Annotated in this window: 20 protein-coding genes; 3 read left to right on the top strand and 17 right to left on the bottom strand. The window is 74.5% G+C overall.

Annotated features, from left to right (window positions below):
- Window positions 1-43 precede the first annotated feature (43 nt).
- Window positions 44-538, bottom strand: coding sequence for an MOSC domain-containing protein (locus ACERUN_RS02275; RefSeq protein ID WP_370288025.1), 495 nt, complete (start codon window positions 536-538; stop codon window positions 44-46).
- Window positions 535-1,215, bottom strand: a complete 681-nt coding sequence (rpe, locus tag ACERUN_RS02270) for a ribulose-phosphate 3-epimerase (protein WP_370288023.1) — start codon at window positions 1,213-1,215, stop codon at window positions 535-537. The genes ACERUN_RS02275 and rpe overlap by 4 nt, the downstream gene beginning before the upstream one ends.
- A gap of 111 nt (window positions 1,216-1,326) precedes the next feature.
- On the opposite strand from rpe, the gene ACERUN_RS02265 reads away from it, so the two are divergent.
- The gene (locus tag ACERUN_RS02265; protein WP_370288022.1) at window positions 1,327-1,569 is read left to right on the top strand and encodes a hypothetical protein; all 243 of its coding nucleotides are present in this window, start codon (window positions 1,327-1,329) and stop codon (window positions 1,567-1,569) included.
- A gap of 26 nt (window positions 1,570-1,595) precedes the next feature.
- Here ACERUN_RS02265 and ACERUN_RS02260 read toward each other — a convergent pair whose 3' ends face one another.
- Genes ACERUN_RS02260 through ACERUN_RS02250 form a run of 3 tightly spaced genes read right to left on the bottom strand, consistent with a single transcriptional unit; the run spans window position 1,596 to window position 4,434 of the window.
- Window positions 1,596-2,816 carry a kynureninase gene (locus ACERUN_RS02260; RefSeq protein ID WP_370288021.1) on the bottom strand — a complete coding sequence of 407 codons (1,221 nt, stop codon included), beginning with the start codon at window positions 2,814-2,816 and terminating at the stop codon, window positions 1,596-1,598.
- 9 nt (window positions 2,817-2,825) lie between these two features.
- Window positions 2,826-3,842 (bottom strand): non-homologous end-joining DNA ligase, encoded by a 1,017-nt coding sequence (gene ligD / locus ACERUN_RS02255; protein ID WP_370288020.1) that lies wholly within the window; start codon window positions 3,840-3,842, stop codon window positions 2,826-2,828.
- A 31-nt stretch (window positions 3,843-3,873) separates the two neighbouring features.
- Entirely contained in the window at window positions 3,874-4,434 is a 561-nt protein-coding gene (locus tag ACERUN_RS02250) for an NUDIX domain-containing protein (protein ID WP_370288019.1), read from the bottom strand.
- A 74-nt stretch (window positions 4,435-4,508) separates the two neighbouring features.
- On the opposite strand from ACERUN_RS02250, the gene ACERUN_RS02245 reads away from it, so the two are divergent.
- Window positions 4,509-5,153 carry a SigE family RNA polymerase sigma factor gene (locus tag ACERUN_RS02245; RefSeq protein WP_370288017.1) on the top strand — a complete coding sequence of 215 codons (645 nt, stop codon included), beginning with the start codon at window positions 4,509-4,511 and terminating at the stop codon, window positions 5,151-5,153.
- Window positions 5,150-5,851, top strand: a complete 702-nt coding sequence (locus tag ACERUN_RS02240) for a hypothetical protein (protein ID WP_370288016.1) — start codon at window positions 5,150-5,152, stop codon at window positions 5,849-5,851. The genes ACERUN_RS02245 and ACERUN_RS02240 overlap by 4 nt, the downstream gene beginning before the upstream one ends.
- 34 nt (window positions 5,852-5,885) lie before the next feature.
- On the opposite strand, the gene ACERUN_RS02235 is transcribed toward ACERUN_RS02240, so the two are convergent.
- From ACERUN_RS02235 to ACERUN_RS02180, 12 genes are all read right to left on the bottom strand, one after another.
- Window positions 5,886-7,232: a transcription antitermination factor NusB gene (locus ACERUN_RS02235; RefSeq protein WP_370288049.1), complete on the bottom strand. Its 1,347-nt coding sequence runs from the start codon at window positions 7,230-7,232 to the stop codon at window positions 5,886-5,888.
- A gap of 77 nt (window positions 7,233-7,309) precedes the next feature.
- Complete coding sequence (gene fmt, locus ACERUN_RS02230; RefSeq protein ID WP_370288047.1) at window positions 7,310-8,260, bottom strand: methionyl-tRNA formyltransferase; 951 nt, start codon at window positions 8,258-8,260, stop codon at window positions 7,310-7,312.
- A gap of 5 nt (window positions 8,261-8,265) precedes the next feature.
- Window positions 8,266-8,811, bottom strand: a complete 546-nt coding sequence (gene def, locus ACERUN_RS02225) for a peptide deformylase (RefSeq protein WP_370288015.1) — start codon at window positions 8,809-8,811, stop codon at window positions 8,266-8,268.
- A 58-nt stretch (window positions 8,812-8,869) separates the two neighbouring features.
- Complete coding sequence (locus ACERUN_RS02220) at window positions 8,870-10,918, bottom strand: primosomal protein N' (RefSeq protein ID WP_370288014.1); 2,049 nt, start codon at window positions 10,916-10,918, stop codon at window positions 8,870-8,872.
- A 117-nt stretch (window positions 10,919-11,035) separates the two neighbouring features.
- Complete coding sequence (gene metK, locus ACERUN_RS02215; protein WP_370288012.1) at window positions 11,036-12,235, bottom strand: methionine adenosyltransferase; 1,200 nt, start codon at window positions 12,233-12,235, stop codon at window positions 11,036-11,038.
- A gap of 229 nt (window positions 12,236-12,464) precedes the next feature.
- Window positions 12,465-13,757: a bifunctional phosphopantothenoylcysteine decarboxylase/phosphopantothenate--cysteine ligase CoaBC gene (gene coaBC / locus ACERUN_RS02210; protein ID WP_370288010.1), complete on the bottom strand. Its 1,293-nt coding sequence runs from the start codon at window positions 13,755-13,757 to the stop codon at window positions 12,465-12,467.
- Window positions 13,754-14,068, bottom strand: coding sequence for a DNA-directed RNA polymerase subunit omega (rpoZ, locus tag ACERUN_RS02205; RefSeq protein WP_370288009.1), 315 nt, complete (start codon window positions 14,066-14,068; stop codon window positions 13,754-13,756). Before rpoZ ends, coaBC begins: the two co-directional genes overlap by 4 nt.
- A gap of 3 nt (window positions 14,069-14,071) precedes the next feature.
- Window positions 14,072-14,677 (bottom strand): guanylate kinase, encoded by a 606-nt coding sequence (gmk, locus tag ACERUN_RS02200; protein WP_370288008.1) that lies wholly within the window; start codon window positions 14,675-14,677, stop codon window positions 14,072-14,074.
- Window positions 14,677-15,000, bottom strand: a complete 324-nt coding sequence (mihF, locus tag ACERUN_RS02195; RefSeq protein ID WP_370288006.1) for an integration host factor, actinobacterial type — start codon at window positions 14,998-15,000, stop codon at window positions 14,677-14,679. Before mihF ends, gmk begins: the two co-directional genes overlap by 1 nt.
- 95 nt (window positions 15,001-15,095) lie before the next feature.
- Window positions 15,096-15,575, bottom strand: a complete 480-nt coding sequence (locus tag ACERUN_RS02190) for a hypothetical protein (protein WP_370288005.1) — start codon at window positions 15,573-15,575, stop codon at window positions 15,096-15,098.
- Window positions 15,572-16,450 (bottom strand): orotidine-5'-phosphate decarboxylase, encoded by an 879-nt coding sequence (pyrF, locus tag ACERUN_RS02185; RefSeq protein WP_370288004.1) that lies wholly within the window; start codon window positions 16,448-16,450, stop codon window positions 15,572-15,574. The genes ACERUN_RS02190 and pyrF overlap by 4 nt, the downstream gene beginning before the upstream one ends.
- 35 nt (window positions 16,451-16,485) lie before the next feature.
- Entirely contained in the window at window positions 16,486-17,646 is a 1,161-nt protein-coding gene (locus ACERUN_RS02180; RefSeq protein ID WP_370288003.1) for an alpha-hydroxy-acid oxidizing protein, read from the bottom strand.
- Window position 17,647 lies beyond the last annotated feature (1 nt).

Here is a 17,647-nt window from a genome sequence, read left to right as displayed (position 1 = left end):
CGGCCCGGCCCCCGTCGTCCACGGGGACCGGGCCGGCGGCGTCTCAGGAGCCGGATCCGTCGCCGGCCGGCTCGACGAGCACGACGGGGTCGCCGACGCGCACCGTGCCGCCGGCCAGCACCCGGAACACGGTGCCCGCGCGGCGCCGCAGGGCCTCCTGGGCGCCGCGGCCCAGGGTGTCGTCGAGCAGCTTGCAGGGCGCGGCCACCCGCACGACCTCGAGCAGCACGTCGTCGCCGATGCGCACGTGCACGCCGGGGGTGCGCGGCACCTCGCCCGAGGCGATGGTGATGTTGCGTCGGGTCAGGTCGCTGGCCACCTCGGCGCCGAACGCCGCAGCGGCCTCGTCGAGCGACGTGCGGCTCTGCACCGTGACGTGACGGTGCCGGCTGCCGTGGTAGCGGTCGCCGACGATGCCGGCACCCGCCTCGACCTCGATCTCCTCGCGCCCCTGCATCGGCAGGCGCCGGCCCTTGGCGACGTGCAGCGCCGCCACGTCACCGAGGACGACGGGCCCGTCGGCCTCGCGCGCGCTCATCCGTCGGCGCCGGCCGAACGAGCCTCCTCGGCCCGCTGGCGCAGCGCGGCGACCATCGCGTCGGGATCGTCGGCGGAGTAGACGGCCGAGCCGGCCACGAAGACGTCGGCGCCGGCCTCGGCGCAGCGCCCGATCGTGTCCAGGGAGACCCCGCCGTCGACCTGGAGCCAGGTCTCGACGCCGTGCTTGTCCATGAGCGCCCGCGCGCGGCGGATCTTCGGCAGGCACAGGTCGAGGAACTTCTGGCCGCCGAAGCCGGGCTCCACGGTCATGATCAGCACCATGTCGAGCTCCGGCAGCAGGTCCTCGTAGGGCTCGATGGGCGTGGCGGGCTTGAGCGCCATCGAGGCACGGGCGCCGGCGGCGCGGATCTCGCGCGCCAGTCGCACGGGCGCCTTGGCGGCCTCGACGTGGAAGGTCACCGACCCGCAGCCGGCCTCCACGTAGGCGGGGGCGTTGCGGTCGGCGTCCTCGATCATGAGGTGGGCGTCCAGGGGCACCGGGCTGACGCGGGCCAGCGCCTCGACCATCGTGGGTCCGAAGGTCAGGTTGGGCACGAAGTGGTTGTCCATCACGTCGACGTGCACCCAGTCGGCGCCGGGGATCCGGGCGACCTCCTCGCCCAGCCGGGCGAAGTCGGAGTTGAGGATCGACGGGGTGATCTGCAGGTGGCCCACGAGCGCTGATCCTAGTGATCGGTGGACGACGCCCGGCCGACCCCTCCGGTCCGGCGCCGCGCGGCCGATCGGTGGGGCAGGACCGATGACGTTCCACCGAGGAGGTGCACCATGACCGCTCAGCCCGAGCACCAGCCCGCGAACCGCCCCGCCGACCTGCCCGTCGCGCTCGCGAGCACACTGACCACCCCCACGGGCCTTCCCGATCCGCGCCTGCTCGCCGCCCGCCTGGCCGACCGGTGGGACCGCGAGGCCGACGTCGAGGACTCCCGCGGCAACGGCTTCGCAGCGGTCATCCTCCACGCCCACGCGCAGGAGCTGCGCGCCGCGATGGCGATGCCGCTCAGCGCCTGAGCTCGCTCGGCATCAGGCGCGGGCGTTCAGTCGAGCAGGTCGCGCACCGCGCGGATGCCCGCCTCGACCTCGACGAAGGAGGTCGAGAGCGGCGACAGGCCGATGCGCAGCGCGTCGGGCTCGCGGAAGTCGGGGATGACGTCGCGGCGCCACAGCGCAGCGGTGACCTCGCGCATGCGCGGGTGGCCGATGGTGATGTGGCCGCCACGCTCGGCCGACGGGCGCGGCGAGCGCAGCTCGACCTCGGGCAGCACGTCGTCCACGAGGGCGATGGCGTGCTCGGTGAGCGCCACGGACTGGGCGCGCACCGCGGCCATGCCGACGGACTCGATGAGCCCGACCATGTCCTCGAGCGCGAGCATGCCGAGCACCGGAGGGGTGCCGCTGATGAGGCGCCGGATGCCGGGGGCCGGCTCGTAGGAGGGGCCCATGCGGAAGGGCTCGGCAGCGCCCATCCAGCCCTGGATCGGCTGCTCGAAGGCTCCGGAGTCGAGGTGGCGCGCGGCGACGTAGCCGAACGCGGGCGCGCCCGGCCCGCCGTTGAGGTACTTGTAGGTGCAGCCCACGGCGAGGTCGACGCCCCACGCGTCGAGCTCGAGCGGCACCGAGCCGGTGGAGTGCGAGAGGTCGAGCAGCAGCCACCCGCCGGCGGCGTGGGTGAGCTCGGCGAGCGCGGGTCCGTCGGCCAGGAAGCCCGACTTGTAGGCCACGTGGCTCACCAGCACCAGCGCGGTCTGCTCCCCCAGCACCGGAGCGAGCAGTTCGGGGGTGACGCCGCGGGTGTGGTCGGGGGTGATCCAGACGACGTCGAGCCCGCACTCGCGCGCGACGCCCTCGACGATGTAGCGATCGGTCGGGAAGTTGTCGGTGTCGACGACGATCTCGCGCCGCTCGGGGTGGGCGGCGACCGCGGCGCGCACCATCTTGTAGAGCAGCACGGTGGTCGAGTCCCCCACGGCCGTCTGGCCGGGGGCTGCGCCGAGCAGGGCCGCGCCGATGCGGTCGCCGAGCGTGCGCGGCAGGTCGAACCAGCGCTCGTCCCAGCCGCGGATGAGGCGCCCGCCCCACTCCTCGGCGACGAAGGTGCCGAGCCGCTCGGCCGTGCTGCGCAGCGGACGGCCGAGGGAGTTGCCGTCGAGGTACACCAGATCGGTCTCGGAACCGATGAAGAGGTCGCGGTGGGCGGCCAGCGGGTCGGTGGCATCCAGCTGGGCGGAGTCCGCTCGGGCGGGGATCGACGTCGTCACCGCTCGAACCTACTCCCCCGCCTCGTCGCTTCGAAGGGTCCCGGGGTCGGTCCCGGGACGCTCGTCGAGGTCGCCGTCGTCGCGCTCGTCGCGGTCGCCGTCGTCGCGCTCGTCGCGGTTGGCCCACTCCACGAGGGGCACGAGGTCGAAGACGTGGTCGTCGATGTCGGCGTGCAGGTCGCCGAGCTCGGCGAAGCGGGCGGGCACCGTGCGGATGGTGAGGTCGCGCGGATCGGCCTCGGCCACCTCGTCCCAGCGCAGCGGCGTCGAGACCCGCGCGTCGGGCAGACCGCGCACCGAGTAGGCGGCGGCGATCGTGTGGTCGCGGGCGTTCTGGTTGTAGTCGACGAACACCGCCGCCGGGTCGCGGTCCTTGCGCCACCACGCCGTGGTGACGAGGTCCGGGGCGCGGCGCTCGACCTCGCGGGCGAAGGCGAGCGCCGCCCGCCGCACGCCCTGGTGGTCGAGCTCGGGGCGCACGCGCACGTAGACGTGCAGGCCCTTGCTGCCGCTGGTCTTCGGGAAGCCGACGGCTCCGAGGTCGTCGAGCACCTCGTGGACGACGCCCGCCACCTGCTGCACCGTGGCGTAGTCGCACTCGGGGCCGGGGTCGAGGTCGATGCGCCACTCGTCGGGCTGCTCGGTCGCGCCGCGACGGCTGTTCCAGGGGTGGAACTCGACGGTGGACATCTGCACGGCCCAGATCACCGACGCCAGCTCGGTGACGCACAGCTCGTCGGCGGTGCGCTTCCAGCGGGGGAAGAACAGCGGCACCGTCTCCACCCACGGCGGCGCCCCCGCCGGAAGACGCTTCTGGTGCACCTTCTCGCCCTCGATGCCGGTCGGGAAGCGGTGCAGCATGCACGGGCGCTCCCACAGCGCGGTGACGATGCCGGCGCCGACGCTCAGGTAGTACTCGGCGAGATCCAGCTTCGTGGCCCCGATCTGGGGGAAGTACACGCGGTCGGGGTTGCTGAGCCGCACCACGCGACCCTCCACCTCGAGCTCGATCGCCGGCGACGCCATGGCTCGAACATAGCGGCGACCGCCCCCCGGCTCAGGCGACGCGACCGAGAGCGACCGCGGCGAGCAGCAGGCAGGCCAGGGTCTCGCCGTCGGTGATCTCCCCGCGCCGCACCATCGCCAGCACCTCGGTGAAGGGCACCCGGTGCACGCCCACGATGCCGTCGTCCAGCAGCTGCTCGCCGCCCACGTGGGTGAGGCCGCGGGCGAGGAACACCGTCTCAGGGGCGTCGGCCACCCCGATGAGGGCGTACATGCTCCCGATCCCCTCCCAGGACGACGCGGCCAACCCGGTCTCCTCCCGCAGCTCGCGCTGCGCGGCCACGAGCGGGTCCTCGCCGTCGGTGGCACCCGCAGGGACCTCCAGCGATCGCGGCTCGGCGACGGTGTAGCGGTCGACCTCCACGAGCACGACCTCGTCGGCGTCGGTGAGCGCCACGACGAACACGGCCGGGTGCTGCATCTGCACAACGCCGTAGAACCCGTCGGACCCGTCGGGACGGACCACGAGGTCCTCGCGCACCCGGATCCAGGGGTTCTCGTAGGCGACGCGCGTCGACGTGCGGCGCCAGGCGCCGGTGCGGTGCTCCTCCACCTGCAGCAGCCTAGGGGGACGCAGGGGCGACGACAGCGTGCCGCCTGCGCCCCATCGCATCTAGCGTCGGGGCCATGTCACGCCGAAGCCGCTCGGGGCGTCACAGTGATGTGCCCGCCACCCACGACAGCGAGTTCACCGACTTCGTCGGCGCCACCGGTGCCCAACTCCTCCGGGCCGCGCTGCTGCTCACCGGTGACCACCACCTGGCCGAGGACCTCGTCCAGACCACCTACGCCAAGGTCTTCCTGCACTGGCGCAAGGTCAGCCGCGCGGACGTGCCGCTCGCCTACGCCCGCACCACCCTGCTCAACACCTTCCTGTCCGAACGACGCCTGCGGCGCGCCGGCGAGCGACCCGCACGCTCCGACGACGTCGCGTCGGGCGCGGGTGATCTCGCCATCGACCGCTCCGGAGCCGGAGGGCTGGGCGGGCGTCCGCCGGACGATCCGGCGGTGGTCGGCACCCGCGTCGACCTCCTGGAGGCCCTGGCTGCGCTGCCACCGCTCGATCGCGCCGTCGTCGTCCTGCGCTACTGGGAGGACCGCAGCGTCGCCGAGACGGCGCAGGTCCTCGATCTCGCCGAGACGGTCGTGCGGACCCGCGCCCACCGCGCGCTCGCTCGACTGCGCCCACTGCTCGCCACCACCGAGCAGACCGACGACCCCGCGTCGCCCACCGCTCCCGCGGCGACGCTGCCTGAAAGGACCCGCCCGTGAGTGAGCTCTCCTCCCCTCGACGCCCGGAGCGTCCGGACGACGTCGAGACGTCGGAATCCCTGGCCGCGCTGGAGGCGGTCGTGGCTCCGGCCCTGCGTCGCCACCTCGACGAGGAGGTGGTCGACGTCGGCCGTCTCGCCGCCGTCTCGGTGCGTCGCGGACGCCGTCTGCGCACTCGGCGCCGTCTGCTGGGCGCCGCCACCACAGCAGCGGTCGTCGGCGCGATCGCAACGGTGACCCTCAGCACCGTGGGCACCTCGGGAGGCCCGACTCGGGGCATCGATCCAGCCAGCGACCCCTCGTCCAGCCCGCCGGCGGCACCCAGCGCCGCTGCGACGGATGGCGGCCAGGACGCTCCCGTCCCGGTGGTGCCGGCTACGCCGACCCTCGAGTTCCCGGTCGGCCTGCAGCTGCCCGGATGGACCTGCGAGCCGTTCCCGGCCGACGAGAAGATGGCCTGCACCTCGGCTGAGGGCGGCAACCTCTCCATCGTCGTCCGCCCCGGCGATCTGTACGACGACTACACGGGCGGCGGGCGGGCCGAGCTCGGCATGCTCGTCTCACGTCTGCACGGCAACTTCTTCGTCACCGTGCAGGGCGAATGGGGTTCCTCGAGTGCGACGGAGGTCGGCGCGGCTCTGCGCTTCGCCGCGCGGTGGGCTCCCCCGCAGGACCGCGACGGCCGGCCCACGCCGTGATCCCGGGGGCGAGCCCGATCGGGATCCACTCCTCTCAGCGCCGGCGCAGCAGCGCCAGGAACATCGCGTCGGTGCCGTGCCGGTGCGGCCACAGCTGCACCGTGCCCGGCAGCGGCCCCTCGGCACGATCGGGCACCGTGGCGCCCGCCGACCGCAGCGCCGGCGCGGCGTCCTCGAGGACGACGTCGGGGCGCGCCTCGAGCACGGGAGCGACGATGCCGGAGGTCTCGGAGAGCACCGGCGAGCACGTGGCGTAGAGGACGACGCCGCCGGGGCGCACCACCCGCAGCGCCTCGGCGAGCAGGCGCCGCTGGAGGTCGACGAGCTCGCCGAGGTCGCCCGGCGAGCGGCGCCAGCGTGCCTCGGGGCGGCGGCGCAGGGCGCCCAGCCCGGTGCAGGGTGCGTCGAGCAGCACGCGGTCGACGGAGCCGTCGGCGAACGGGGCGCGGGTGGCGTCGGTCTGCACCGCGGCGAGCAGCCCGGCGCCGGCCGAACGCGCCACCAGGGCCGCGCGGTGGTGGTGCAGCTCGGTGCCGACCAGCCCTGCTCCGCGCCCCGCGGCCAGTGCGGCCAGCAGCGCCGCCTTGCCGCCGGGGCCCGCGCATAGGTCGATCCAGCGCTCGTCGCGCCCCTCCACGTCGGCTCCGGCGAGGGCGAGCGCCACGAGCTGCGAGCCCTCGTCCTGCACGCCCGCGCGGCCCTCGGCCACGGCGGTGATCGCTGCAGGATCGCCGCCACCGAGCTCGACGCCGAACGGTGACAGCGAGGTACGTCGTCCGGGGAGCTCTGCAGGATCGGCGAGGCCGGGGCGCGCGACCAGCGTGACCCGCGGCGGCTCGTTGTCGGCCGCCAGGAGCGCCTCGAGCTCGTCGGCCGCCTCACCGAGGGCCGTGGCCAGCTCGTCGACGACCCAGCGCGGGTGGCTCTCGGCGATCGCGAGACGCCCGTGGAGGTCGTCGGGCCGCGCCGGGGCGACCCGGTCGATCCACGTGGCGAGGTCGTGCTCGGCCACGCGGCGCAGCACCGCGTTGGCGAATCCCCCGGCGCCGGCGCCCTTGCGCTGGCGGGCGAGGTCGACGGTGGTGCTGATGGCGGCGTGGCTGGGCACCCGCATCGCGAGCAGCTGGTGCGCACCGAGTCGGAGGCAGTCGAGCACCACCGACTCCACCTTGCGCAGCGGCCGGTCGAGGCAGGCCTCGATGATGGCGTCGTAGGTGGCGCGTCGGCGGATCGTCCCGCTCGCGAGCTCGGTGACGAACGCGGCGTCGCGGCCGCTCAGCCCGGCCTCGGCGAGCACCGCCGGCAGCACCAGGTTGGTGTAGCCGCCCTCGACACGCACCGCGCGCAGCACCGAGAGGGCCGCCGATCGCGCCGGATCGATCGTGCGGCGCTGGCCGTTACGGCCCGATGGCGCGGGCCGCCGCGGCCCCTGGGAACGCGACGGGGCTCCGCGACCGCTCACTCGAAGCTCGCGTCGGCGGGCGGCCGCACACCGCGCGCCCAGTCGGCCGCCGCCATCTGCTTCTTGCCGAAGGCCTTGATCTCGCCGAGGCGCACCGGCTCGGTGGCGGTGCCCACGAGCACGTGGTTCTTGCCCACCTCGATCGCACCGGGGGCGAGCGGCGGGGCGTCGGCCGCGCGCTCAGGCGCGCCGGGGGCCAGTGGCACGACAGGGCCGAGCTTCACGCGCTCGCCGTCGAGCGTCGTCCACGCACCGGGGCCGGGGGTGCAGGCGCGGATGCGGCGATCGACGGCCACGGCCGGCTCGGTCCAGTCGACGCGGGCGTCGTCCACGCTGATCTTGGGGGCGATGCTGACGCCCTCGCTCGGCTGCTCGCGCGCGTCGAGGGAGCCGTCGGCGATGCCGTCGAGGGTGGCGACCAGCAGACCGGAGCCGTGCTCGGCGAGGCGGCCGAGCAGGTCGCCCGCGGTGTCGGTGGGGCGGATGCGCTCGGTCATCACCCCGAAGGTCGGGCCGGCGTCGAGGGCCTCGACGATGCGGAACGTGGTGGCTCCGGTGATCTCGTCGCCCGCCCACACCGCGTGCTGCACCGGCGCGGCACCGCGCCAGGCGGGCAGCACCGAGAAGTGCAGGTTGACCCAGCCGTGCTGCGGGATGTCGAGCGCGCTGCGCGGGATCAGCGCCCCGTAGGCGACCACCGGGCAGCAGTCGGGCGCGAGCGCGCGCAGCTGCTCCTGGAACTCGGGGTCGCGCGGGTGCGCGGGCTTGAACACCGGCAGGCCGAGCTCCTCGGCGCGCTGGGCGACCGGGCTCGGCGTCAGCCGGCGCCCGCGTCCCGACGGAGCGTCCGGGCGGGTCACGACGCCGACGAGATCGTGGGCCGACGCGGCGATCGCGTCGAGGGCCGGGACGGCGACCTCGGGCGTGCCGGCGAAGACCACGCGCAGGCCGCTCACCGGCCGAACCCTCCGGTGGCGTGCGGCGAGATGCGCACGGTGGGCCGCTCGAGGCCGAACCACTCGGACTCGCGGATCTCCTTCATCGCCGCCTTGCGGGCCGCCTCGTCGAGGCGGTCGATGAACAGGATGCCGTCGAGGTGGTCGGTCTCGTGCTGGATGGCCCGGGCGAGCAGGTCGGAGCCGTGGATCGTGACGGGCTCGCCGTGCATGTCGAAGCCGCGGGCGATCACCGACAGGGCGCGCAGGCAGTCGTAGGTGAGCTCCGGCAGCGACAGGCAGCCCTCGGCGCCGTCCTGGGTGTCGTCGGAGAGCTCCAGCGAGGGGTTGACGAGGTGGCCGACCTCGCCGTGCACGTTGTAGGTGAACACGCGCAGGCCCACGCCGATCTGCGGCGCGGCGAGCCCGGCACCGGGCGCCTCCAGCATGGTGTCGGTGAGGTCGGTGACGAGCTGGCGCAGCTCGGCGTCGAAGTGCTCGACCTCCTGGGCGGGGCGCCGCAGCACGGGATCGCCGAAGAGACGGATGGGTCGGATGGCCACCGATCCATCCTAGTGAGGCGGCGGCCCGGCTCGCCCATCCGCGGCGCCGACGGCCGCCTCACACCTCGGGCGGATCGAGCTGCACCCGCACGGCCTCGAGCTTGCGCGCCGAGCGCACCCGCTGGGTCTCGAGCAGCGCCTGAGCCAGGCGTGCGCCCTGGGCCCGCGGCACCCGCAGCACCAGGCGCTCCTCGTCGCCGTCGCCCACGGGCACCGGGCCGAGCTGTTCGGCGCCGTCGGGCAGGTCGAGCAGGGCGCGGACGTCGTCCACGGCGCCGGGGGTGCCGACGACCGTGGCCCAGCGCGCGGCGGGAGGAAGATGGGCGGCGCGGCGCTCCTCGGCCTCGCGGGCGGCGTAGCCGCCGGGGTCCCACCGCACGAGCGCCTGCAGGGCCGGCTCCGCGGGATCGCCCACCGCGAGGGCCCGACCGCCCGGGCGCACCAGCCCGACGGCGTTGGACCAGCGCCGCACGGCCTCCTCCCCCGCCCGCAGGCTGTCGCGCCCCAGGGCCCACCACGTGTCGAGCAGGACGACGACGGCGTACCCGCCACGGGCCACGGGCTCGGCTCCCGGCGTGGCCACCACGATGCGGGGGGCGTCGTCGACCTCCGCGCGCACGTGGTCGCCGCTGGAGGTGACCACCGGGACCGGCGCGAAGGTGCGACCGAGCTCGTCGGCGGTGCGGGCGTCGCCGAGGACGGGCGCGCGCAGCCCCACACCACCGCACTCCTGGCACGACCAGGCCGGCGCGGGGGTGGCGCACCAGCGACAGCTGGGCGGTTCAGTGGGCGAGGTGAGCCGCAGCGGCCCGGAGCAGGCCGTGCAACGCGCCGGGGTACGGCACCGGTCGCAGGCCAGCCGCACGGCGTAGCCGGCGCGCGGGGTCTGCACGAGCACCGGGCCGCGCTCGAGGCCCCAGCGCACGGCATCGTGGGCCTCGCTCGGGATGCGTGCGGCGGCGCCGTGCGGGTCGCGCGCGATCGCGTGGTCGGACGCACCGGTGACACCGACGCGCACCCGCTCACGCAGCTGCTCGCGCGGCAGCACGATCTCGTGCGCCCAGCCCGTGCGCAGCAGCTGGTCGGCCTCCACCGATCGGGCGAAGCCGCCGACCAGCGCCGCCGCGCCCTCGAGCTCGGAGCGTAGGAGCAGCACGTCGCGCACGTGCGGGTAGGGCGCGCGCGGCTCGGCATGCAGGTCGTCGCCGTCGTCCCAGACGACGACGAGGCCGAGGTCGCGGACCGGCGCGAAGGCCGCCGACCGGGTGCCGACGACGATGCGCCGTGCCCCGCGGCTGACCGCCAGGAAGTCGCGGTAGCGGGCCGCGGGCCCGGGCTCGGCGCTGAGCGTGACGTGGTGGCCCGGGCCGAGCAGCGCGTCGAGGGCGGCATCGACCCGGGCGACGTCGCGGTGGTCGGGCAGGCAGATGACGCTGCCCCGCCCGGCAGCGAGCGCCGAGGCCGCGGCCTGCGCCAGCAGCAGCGGCCAGGGCTCGCCCGGCGCGGCGGACCACACGCCGCGCGGGCTGCCGCCGGCCCGCAGGTGCGCGAGGAAGGCCGCGGCCGCCGGGTAGGACGACCAGGCGGCGTCGGCGGCCGGATCGATCGACGAGGCTGCCGGCGCCGGAGCGGCGGGCGGTGTCGGCTCCTTCTCGACCCCGGCGTGCCGCGGTGGCACGGCGAGGCGACGCAGGTCGGCCGACGCACCGGCGTACCGCTGGGCCACACGCTGGCACAGCTCGGCCACGGCGGGGGTGAGGACGGGCTCGGCGCTGACGACGCGCCGCAGGGGCGTGAGGGCGCCCGGATGCGCGGAGGCCGCCGCCCGCGCGACGACGTAGCCGTCGACGTCCTGCCCGCCGAAGCGGACCTTGACCCGGGCCCCGGGCACCGCGCTCGCGGCCATGCCCGCGGGGACGGCGTAGTCGAACTCCCGGTCGAGGTGCACGAGGGGGACCTCGATCACGACGCGCGCCACGGGATCGACCTCGGCGACCTCGGCCTGCGCGGCCTTGCGCGCGCGGGTGGCCGCGGCTTTGGCGCGCCCCTCGGCCACCCGGTCGCGCACGAGCCCGGGCAGCTCCAGGGCGGGCTCGTCGGGACTCATGGCGGCATTCCTACCAGGGGCCTCCGATGCATCCCTCGCGCGGAGGGCGACGGCCGGGAAGCACGTCGTCCCGGCCCCCTCGCGGGGACCGGGACGACGGATGCGAACGGTGGCGGATCAGATGCCCGCAGCGGCCTTCAGCGCCTCGGCGCGGTCGGTCTTCTCCCAGGTGAACTCGGGCAGCTCGCGGCCGAAGTGACCGTAGGCGGCCGTCTTGGCGTAGATCGGACGACGCAGGTCGAGGTCGCGCAGGATCGCAGCCGGACGCAGGTCGAAGACCTCGAGCACGGCCTCCTGGATCTTCTCGTCCGGCACGACGCCGGTGCCGAAGGTCTCCACGAAGACGCCGACGGGCTTGGCCACGCCGATGGCGTAGGCGACCTGGACCTCGGCGCGACGGGCGAGGCCCGCGGCGACGATGTTCTTGGCGACCCAGCGCATGGCGTAGGCGGCCGAGCGGTCGACCTTCGACGGGTCCTTGCCCGAGAACGCGCCGCCACCGTGGCGGGCCATGCCGCCATAGGTGTCGACGATGATCTTGCGGCCGGTGAGGCCGGCGTCGCCCATCGGGCCACCGACGACGAAGCGGCCGGTGGGGTTGATGAAGAGGTTGTAGCCCTCGGAGGGCACCGAGCCCTTGAACTGCTCGAGCACGGGCTCGATCACCTGGGCGGTGATGTCCTTGGCCAGGGTGTCCTGGTCGACGTCCTCGGAGTGCTGGGTCGACAGCACGACGGTGTCGATGCGCAGCGGGCGGTCGTCCTCGTCGTACTCGATGGTGACCTGGGTCTTGCCGTCGGGACGCAGGTAGGGCAGCGTGCCGTCCTTGCGCACCGCGGTCAGCTTCTCGGCGAGCGTCTGCGCGATCTTGATCGGCAGCGGGAACAGCTCGGGGGTGTCGTCGCAGGCGTAGCCGAACATCAGGCCCTGGTCGCCGGCGCCCTGCTTGTCGAGCTCGTCGCCCGAGGACTCGACGCGGCCCTCGAAGGCGGTGTCGACGCCCTGGGCGATGTCGGCCGACTGCGCGCCGATGGCGACCTGCACGCCGCAGGAGTTGCCGTCGAAGCCCTTGTCGGAGGAGTCGTAGCCGATCTCGAGGATCTTCTTGCGCACCAGCTGGGCGACGGGGGCGTAGGCGTCGGTGGTGACCTCGCCGGCCACGACGACCAGGCCGGTGGTCAGCAGCGTCTCGACGGCGACGCGGCTCTTGGGGTCGTGCTCGAGGAGGTAGTCGAGCACGGTGTCGCTGATCTGGTCGGCGATCTTGTCCGGGTGACCCTCGGTCACCGACTCCGACGTGAACAGACGTCCGGTCATGGGCGTGGAGCTCCTGGTTCTCTCATCGGTGCGGCGCGAACGCCGCGCTGGGGGGCGGGAGGGCCCGATGAAGTATCGGCCCGGACGGCGTCGGCCCGGCGCGCGGGTCCCACCATACGGGTGACGACAGGGTCGTCGAGCCCATCTCATCGCACTCAACGCCGCCGGGGCTCCGGCGTCACGCGGTGCGAGCGATCACCTGCCGCAGCGCAAGGTGACCGGGGCCGGCTCAGGGAGCCGGGGAGGCGAGCAGGGCAGTCACCCGATCCCAGATGACGTGCGCCAGCGCGCCCTTGCTGCCGCGCGGGACCGGGCTGGTCGTGCCGTCGGCGCCGAGCAGCACCGCCTCGTTGTCGGCGCTGCCGAAGACCGCTCCCCCGCTCACGTCGTTGACGACGAGCAGGTCGCAGCCCTTGCGGGCCAGCTTGGCGCGCGCGAGGTCGAGCACGCTGCCCGTGGCGTCGCCCGTCTCGGCGGCGAAACCGACGATCACCTGGCCCGGCCGGGCGCGTTGCGCGCTGATCTCGGCGAGGATGTCGGGGTTCTGCTCGAGGGTGATCGTGGGCGCGGAGCCGTCGGCGGACTTCTTGATCTTGGTGTCCGACTCGGCGGTGGGCCGGAAGTCGGCGGGCGCCGCAGCCATCACCACGGCGTCCGCGGCACCGGCTGCGTCGACGATCGCCGCCCGCAGCTCGGCGGTGGTCTCCACGTGGACGACGCCCACGCCCGCCGGATCGGGCAGGTCGGTGTTGGCGGCCACGAGCGTGACCCGGGCGCCCCGGGCGGCCGCCGCGCGGGCCAGGGCGTAACCCTGGCGACCGGAGGAGCGGTTGCCCAGGAAGCGCACGGGGTCGAGGCGTTCGCGCGTGCCGCCCGCCGAGACCACGACGTGGCGCCCCGCGAGGTCGAGCAGCTCGCCCGCCGCGGCCCCGGCGCTGCTGCGCGCCAGGACGTCGCGCGCCAGCTCGAAGATCTCGACCGGGTCGGGCAGTCGGCCGCGCCCGGTGTCGGCGCCGGTGAGGCGACCCTCCGCCGGCTCGACCACGACGACGCCGCGCGAGCGGAGCGTCGCGACGTTGGCGGTGGTGGCGGCGTGCTCCCACATCTCGGTGTGCATCGCGGGAGCGAGCACCACCGGGCAGCGCGCGGTGAGCAGCGTGTTGGTCAGCAGGTCGTCGGCGAGCCCGTGGGCGGCCTTGGCCAGGAGGTCGGCGGTGGCCGGGGCCACCACCACGAGGTCGGCCTGCTGGCCGAGGCGCACGTGCGGCACCTCGTGCACAGCGTTCCACACGTCGGCGGCGACCGGCTTGCCCGACAGCGCCGCCCACGTGGGCGCGCCGACGAACTCCAGCGCGGCCGCGGTGGGGACGACCGTGACGTCGTGGCCGGACTCGGTGAAGCGCCGCAGGAGCTCGCACGCCTTGTAGGCGGCGATCCCGCCGGCCACCCCGACGACGACGCGAGGACGACGCTCGTCCACCCGATCGCCTGCTGCTGCGTCCGACCGGACCTCTGCGGTCACTCGGTCTCGGTGGCGGGAGCCTCGGCGGCGGCCTCGGCGGCGAGCTCGGCGGGGTCGATGTCCTCGCAGGTGAGGAGGTCGCCGTTGATCTCGCGCAGGGCGATCGAGAGCGGCTTCTCCTGCACGTGGGTGTCGACGAGCGGGCCGACGTACTCGAGCAGGCCCTCACCGAGCTGGGAGTAGTAGGCGTTGATCTGGCGGGCCCGCTTGGCGCTGTAGAGGACCAGCTTGTACTTGCTGTCGGTCTTCGTCAGCAGGTCGTCGATCGGGGGGTTGGTGACACCCTCGGCGGCGATGTTGGGGGCAGACACAGGTCAGGCCTCACTGTTCGTGGGATCGAAGTCGTGCGGGGAGGCCTCGCCGTCAGGCGGGCCAACCATCAAGGCTACCAACTCGGCCACCGCTTGAGGTACTTCGCGGTTGACGATGGTGACGTCGAACTCCGACTCGGCGGCCAGCTCGCGCCGGGCGGTGTCGAGGCGACGCTCGCGCTCCTCCTCGGTCTCGGTGCCGCGACCCACCAGGCGTCGGACGAGTTCCTCCCACGACGGCGGCTTGAGGAAGACGAACACCGCCTCGGGCATGGTCTCGCGCACCTGCCGAGCGCCCTGGAGGTCGATCTCGAGCAAGGCCGGGCGGTCGTCGTCCACCGCCTGCTGAACAGGCCCACGCGGCGTGCCGTAGCGGTGGACGCCGTGCACCACGGCCCACTCGAGCATCTGACCCTGCTCGACGAGACGGTCGAACTCCTCGACGGAGACGAAGTGGTAGTGCACGCCGTCGACCTCGCCGGGGCGCGGCGGCCGCGTCGTGGCCGAGACCGACAGGTAGACCTCGGGGTGCTGCTCGCGGATGCCCGCGGCGACGGTGCCCTTGCCGACGGCGGTCGGTCCGGCGAGAACGAAGAGCCGGCCGGGCACTACTCGGCGTCCGGCGCGAACTCGCGCTGGAGGGCGGCGACCTGCTTGGCGCCGAGCCCGCGGACGCGCCGCGACTCGGCGATGCCGAGGCGCTCCATGGTCTGACGTGCGCGCACCTTGCCGAAACCGGGCAGGGCCTGGAGGAGGTCGAGCACCTTCATCTTGCCGACGACCTCGTTGGTCTGCCCCTGGGCCAGGACGTCGCTGATGGAGGCTCCCGAGTTCTTCAGCCGGTTCTTCACCTCCGCCCGCTCGCGACGGGCGGCGGCCGCCTTCTCGAGCGCAGCCTGGCGCTGTTCGGGAGTGAGCGGGGGCAGAGCCACGGGGAGATCCTTCGTGATCGGACCGGCAAGGCGGGGGCGCGGTCAATGTAGCCAGAGACGACAGGAGGGGCAACGCGAGGTGGCCGCGGAGCGGCTCAGAGGCTGAGCGGCGTCTTGCACACGTCGCGCGCCTGCTGCTGCACCCCGGCGAGGGCGAGCGCGGTCTCCTGGTCGCCCAGGCGCACCGCGGCCGCCTGGATCGCCTGGCGCTGGGCGGCGGTCAGCCCCGAGGGCGGCTTCGCGGGGTCGTAGGACGACGGCTCGACGTCGGCCTCGCGCAGTGCGTCGCGCAGCTCGACGATGCGGGAGGTGACCACCTGCCATTCGTCGCGGATGTCGCGCGGCGCGTCGGCGCGGAGCTTCTCGAACGACGGCAGGGCGCGCAGCAACCCTGTCGTGGGGCCGGCGGCGAGCGCCGCGCCGAGGGCGTCGCGCTGCTCGCGCACCTGGTCGCAGTAGGCCGCGTAGGGGTCGTCGTCACCGCGCAGGGCGAGCGCGGCGAACGCTCCACCCACCACGAGGACGACGACCACCGCCGTCGCGACCAGACGGCGGGTGATCGCGGCCCCCCTCACCCGAGCCCCTCGGGCGAGGCCAGGGCGCGCAGCTCGTCGTTCGCCTGCTGCACGGCAGCGGTCATGGCGGCGGCGTCGGGGCCGCGGCGGAGGATCGCCCGCGAGGAGCTGGCGAGCACCGACGGTGCGGCGGCGCCGAAGATGCGCTGCAGATCGGCCACGGTGCCGCCCTGCTCGCCGTAGCCGGGCGCCAGCAGGGGGCCTCCGATCGCGAGCTCCAGACCGGCCGGGTCGACCGTGGCGCCGACGACGGCGCCGAAGGAGCCGAGCACGCCGGGATCGCTGCGGTCGGCGCGTCCGTCGGCGTTGAGTCGCGCGAGGTGGTCGAGCACCGTCTGCGCCACTTCGGCTCCCCCGAACACCGTGGTCGTCACGGCGCGCTGGAACTCCGGGCCCTCGGGATTGGAGGTGGCCGCCAGCACGAAGAGCCCGGCGCCGTAGGCACGGGCGGTCTCGACGAAGGGCGTGAGCGATCCGAAGCCGAGGTAGGGGCTCACGGTGATCGCGTCGGCCGCCAGCGGCGAGCGGGGCGCGAGGTAGGCGTCGGCGTAGGCCTGCGAGGTCGAGCCGATATCGCCGCGCTTGACGTCGAGGAGCACCAGGGCGCCGGCCGCCCGCGCGTCGGCGATGACGCGCTCGAGCACCGCCACACCGCGGCTGCCGTGGCGCTCGAAGAAGGCCGCCTGCGGCTTGACCACGCTGCAGTGGGGGGCGATCGCCTCGACCGCCCGCCGCGAGAAGCTCTCCAGGCCCGCGATGTCGTCCTCGAGCCCCCAGGCCTCGAGCAGCGAGGCGTGCGGGTCGATCCCGGCGCACAGGCGTCCGCGCTCGGCCATGGCGGCTGCCAGCCGCTGCCCGAAAGGGGCCGCGGGCATGAGATCGGTGCTCGGCCCGTTGGTCGACTCGGGGTTCACAGGTGCACACTCCGCAGGGCCTCGGGGCCGAGGTCGGCCAGGGTCGGGTAGCCGTCGACCGCCATCACGAGGTCCGCCTCGGCCAGCAGGCTCCGCACGAGGTGGACGCCGCCGGCGACGCCGCCCAGCGCGAGCGCGTAGGCGTAGGGGCGACCGATCGCCACGGCGTCAGCGCCCAGGGCGATCGCCTTGACGACGTCGGCGCCGGTGCGCACCCCGGAGTCGAAGATCACCGGGGCGCGGCCGTCGACGGCCGCGGCCACCTCGGGCAGCCAGGTCAGCGCCGCTCCCCCGCCGTTGGCCTGCCGGCCTCCGTGGTTGGAGCAGTAGATGCCGTCGACGCCCCCGTCGAGCGCCCGGCGGGCGTCGTCGGGGTGGCACACGCCCTTGACGATCAGTGGCAGGTCGGTGAGCGAGCGCAGCCAGGGCAGGTCTTCCCACGTGACCGGGTGCCCGAAGGTGCCCACCCAGGTCATCACGACCGTGCCGGGATCGGGATCGGGGCCGGTCATCTGCTGGAAGACCGGGTCGGAGGTGTAGTTGGCGAGCACCTTGCCGCGCAGCTGCGGGAAGTTGCCGGAGGCCAGGTCGCGCGGACGCCACCCCGGCACCCAGGTGTCGAGGGTGACCACGATCGCCTCGTACCCGGCCCGCTCGGCGCGCTGCACGAGCGAGGCCGCGAGGTCGCGGTTCTTCGGCGTGTAGAGCTGGAACCACTTCGAGGCCTCGGGCGCGGCCGCGGCGACGTCCTCGAGCGGGTCGCTCATCAGCGTCGAGCCGATGTAGGGAACCCCGGTGGCCGCGGCCACCTCCGCGGCGTGGATGTCGCCGTGCTGGTCGGGCGTGCACAGGCCCACCACGCCGACCGGGGCGAGCAGGAGCGGCGAGTCGTAACGGCGTCCGAAGAGCTCGACCGAGAGGTCGCGCTCGGCGCTCGCGCGGAACATCCGCGGGACGAGCGCGTGGCGCTCGAAGGCGGCGACGTTGGCCCGCTGGGTGGACTCGTCGCCGGCTCCCCCGGCCACGTAGGTCTGCAGCTCGGGCGGCAGCGCGGCCAGCGCCCGCTGCTCCAGGTCGGCCGCGTCGAAGGGATGGGCGGGCAGCACGCCGCCGAGGGCGCCGAGGGAGAGCTCGATCTGGTAGTCGCCGAAGGCCATG

Source organism: Nocardioides sp. (assembly GCF_964229035.1).
Lineage (GTDB): Bacteria > Actinomycetota > Actinomycetes > Propionibacteriales > Nocardioidaceae > Nocardioides.
This window is presented reverse-complemented; position numbering and strand designations above follow the sequence as displayed.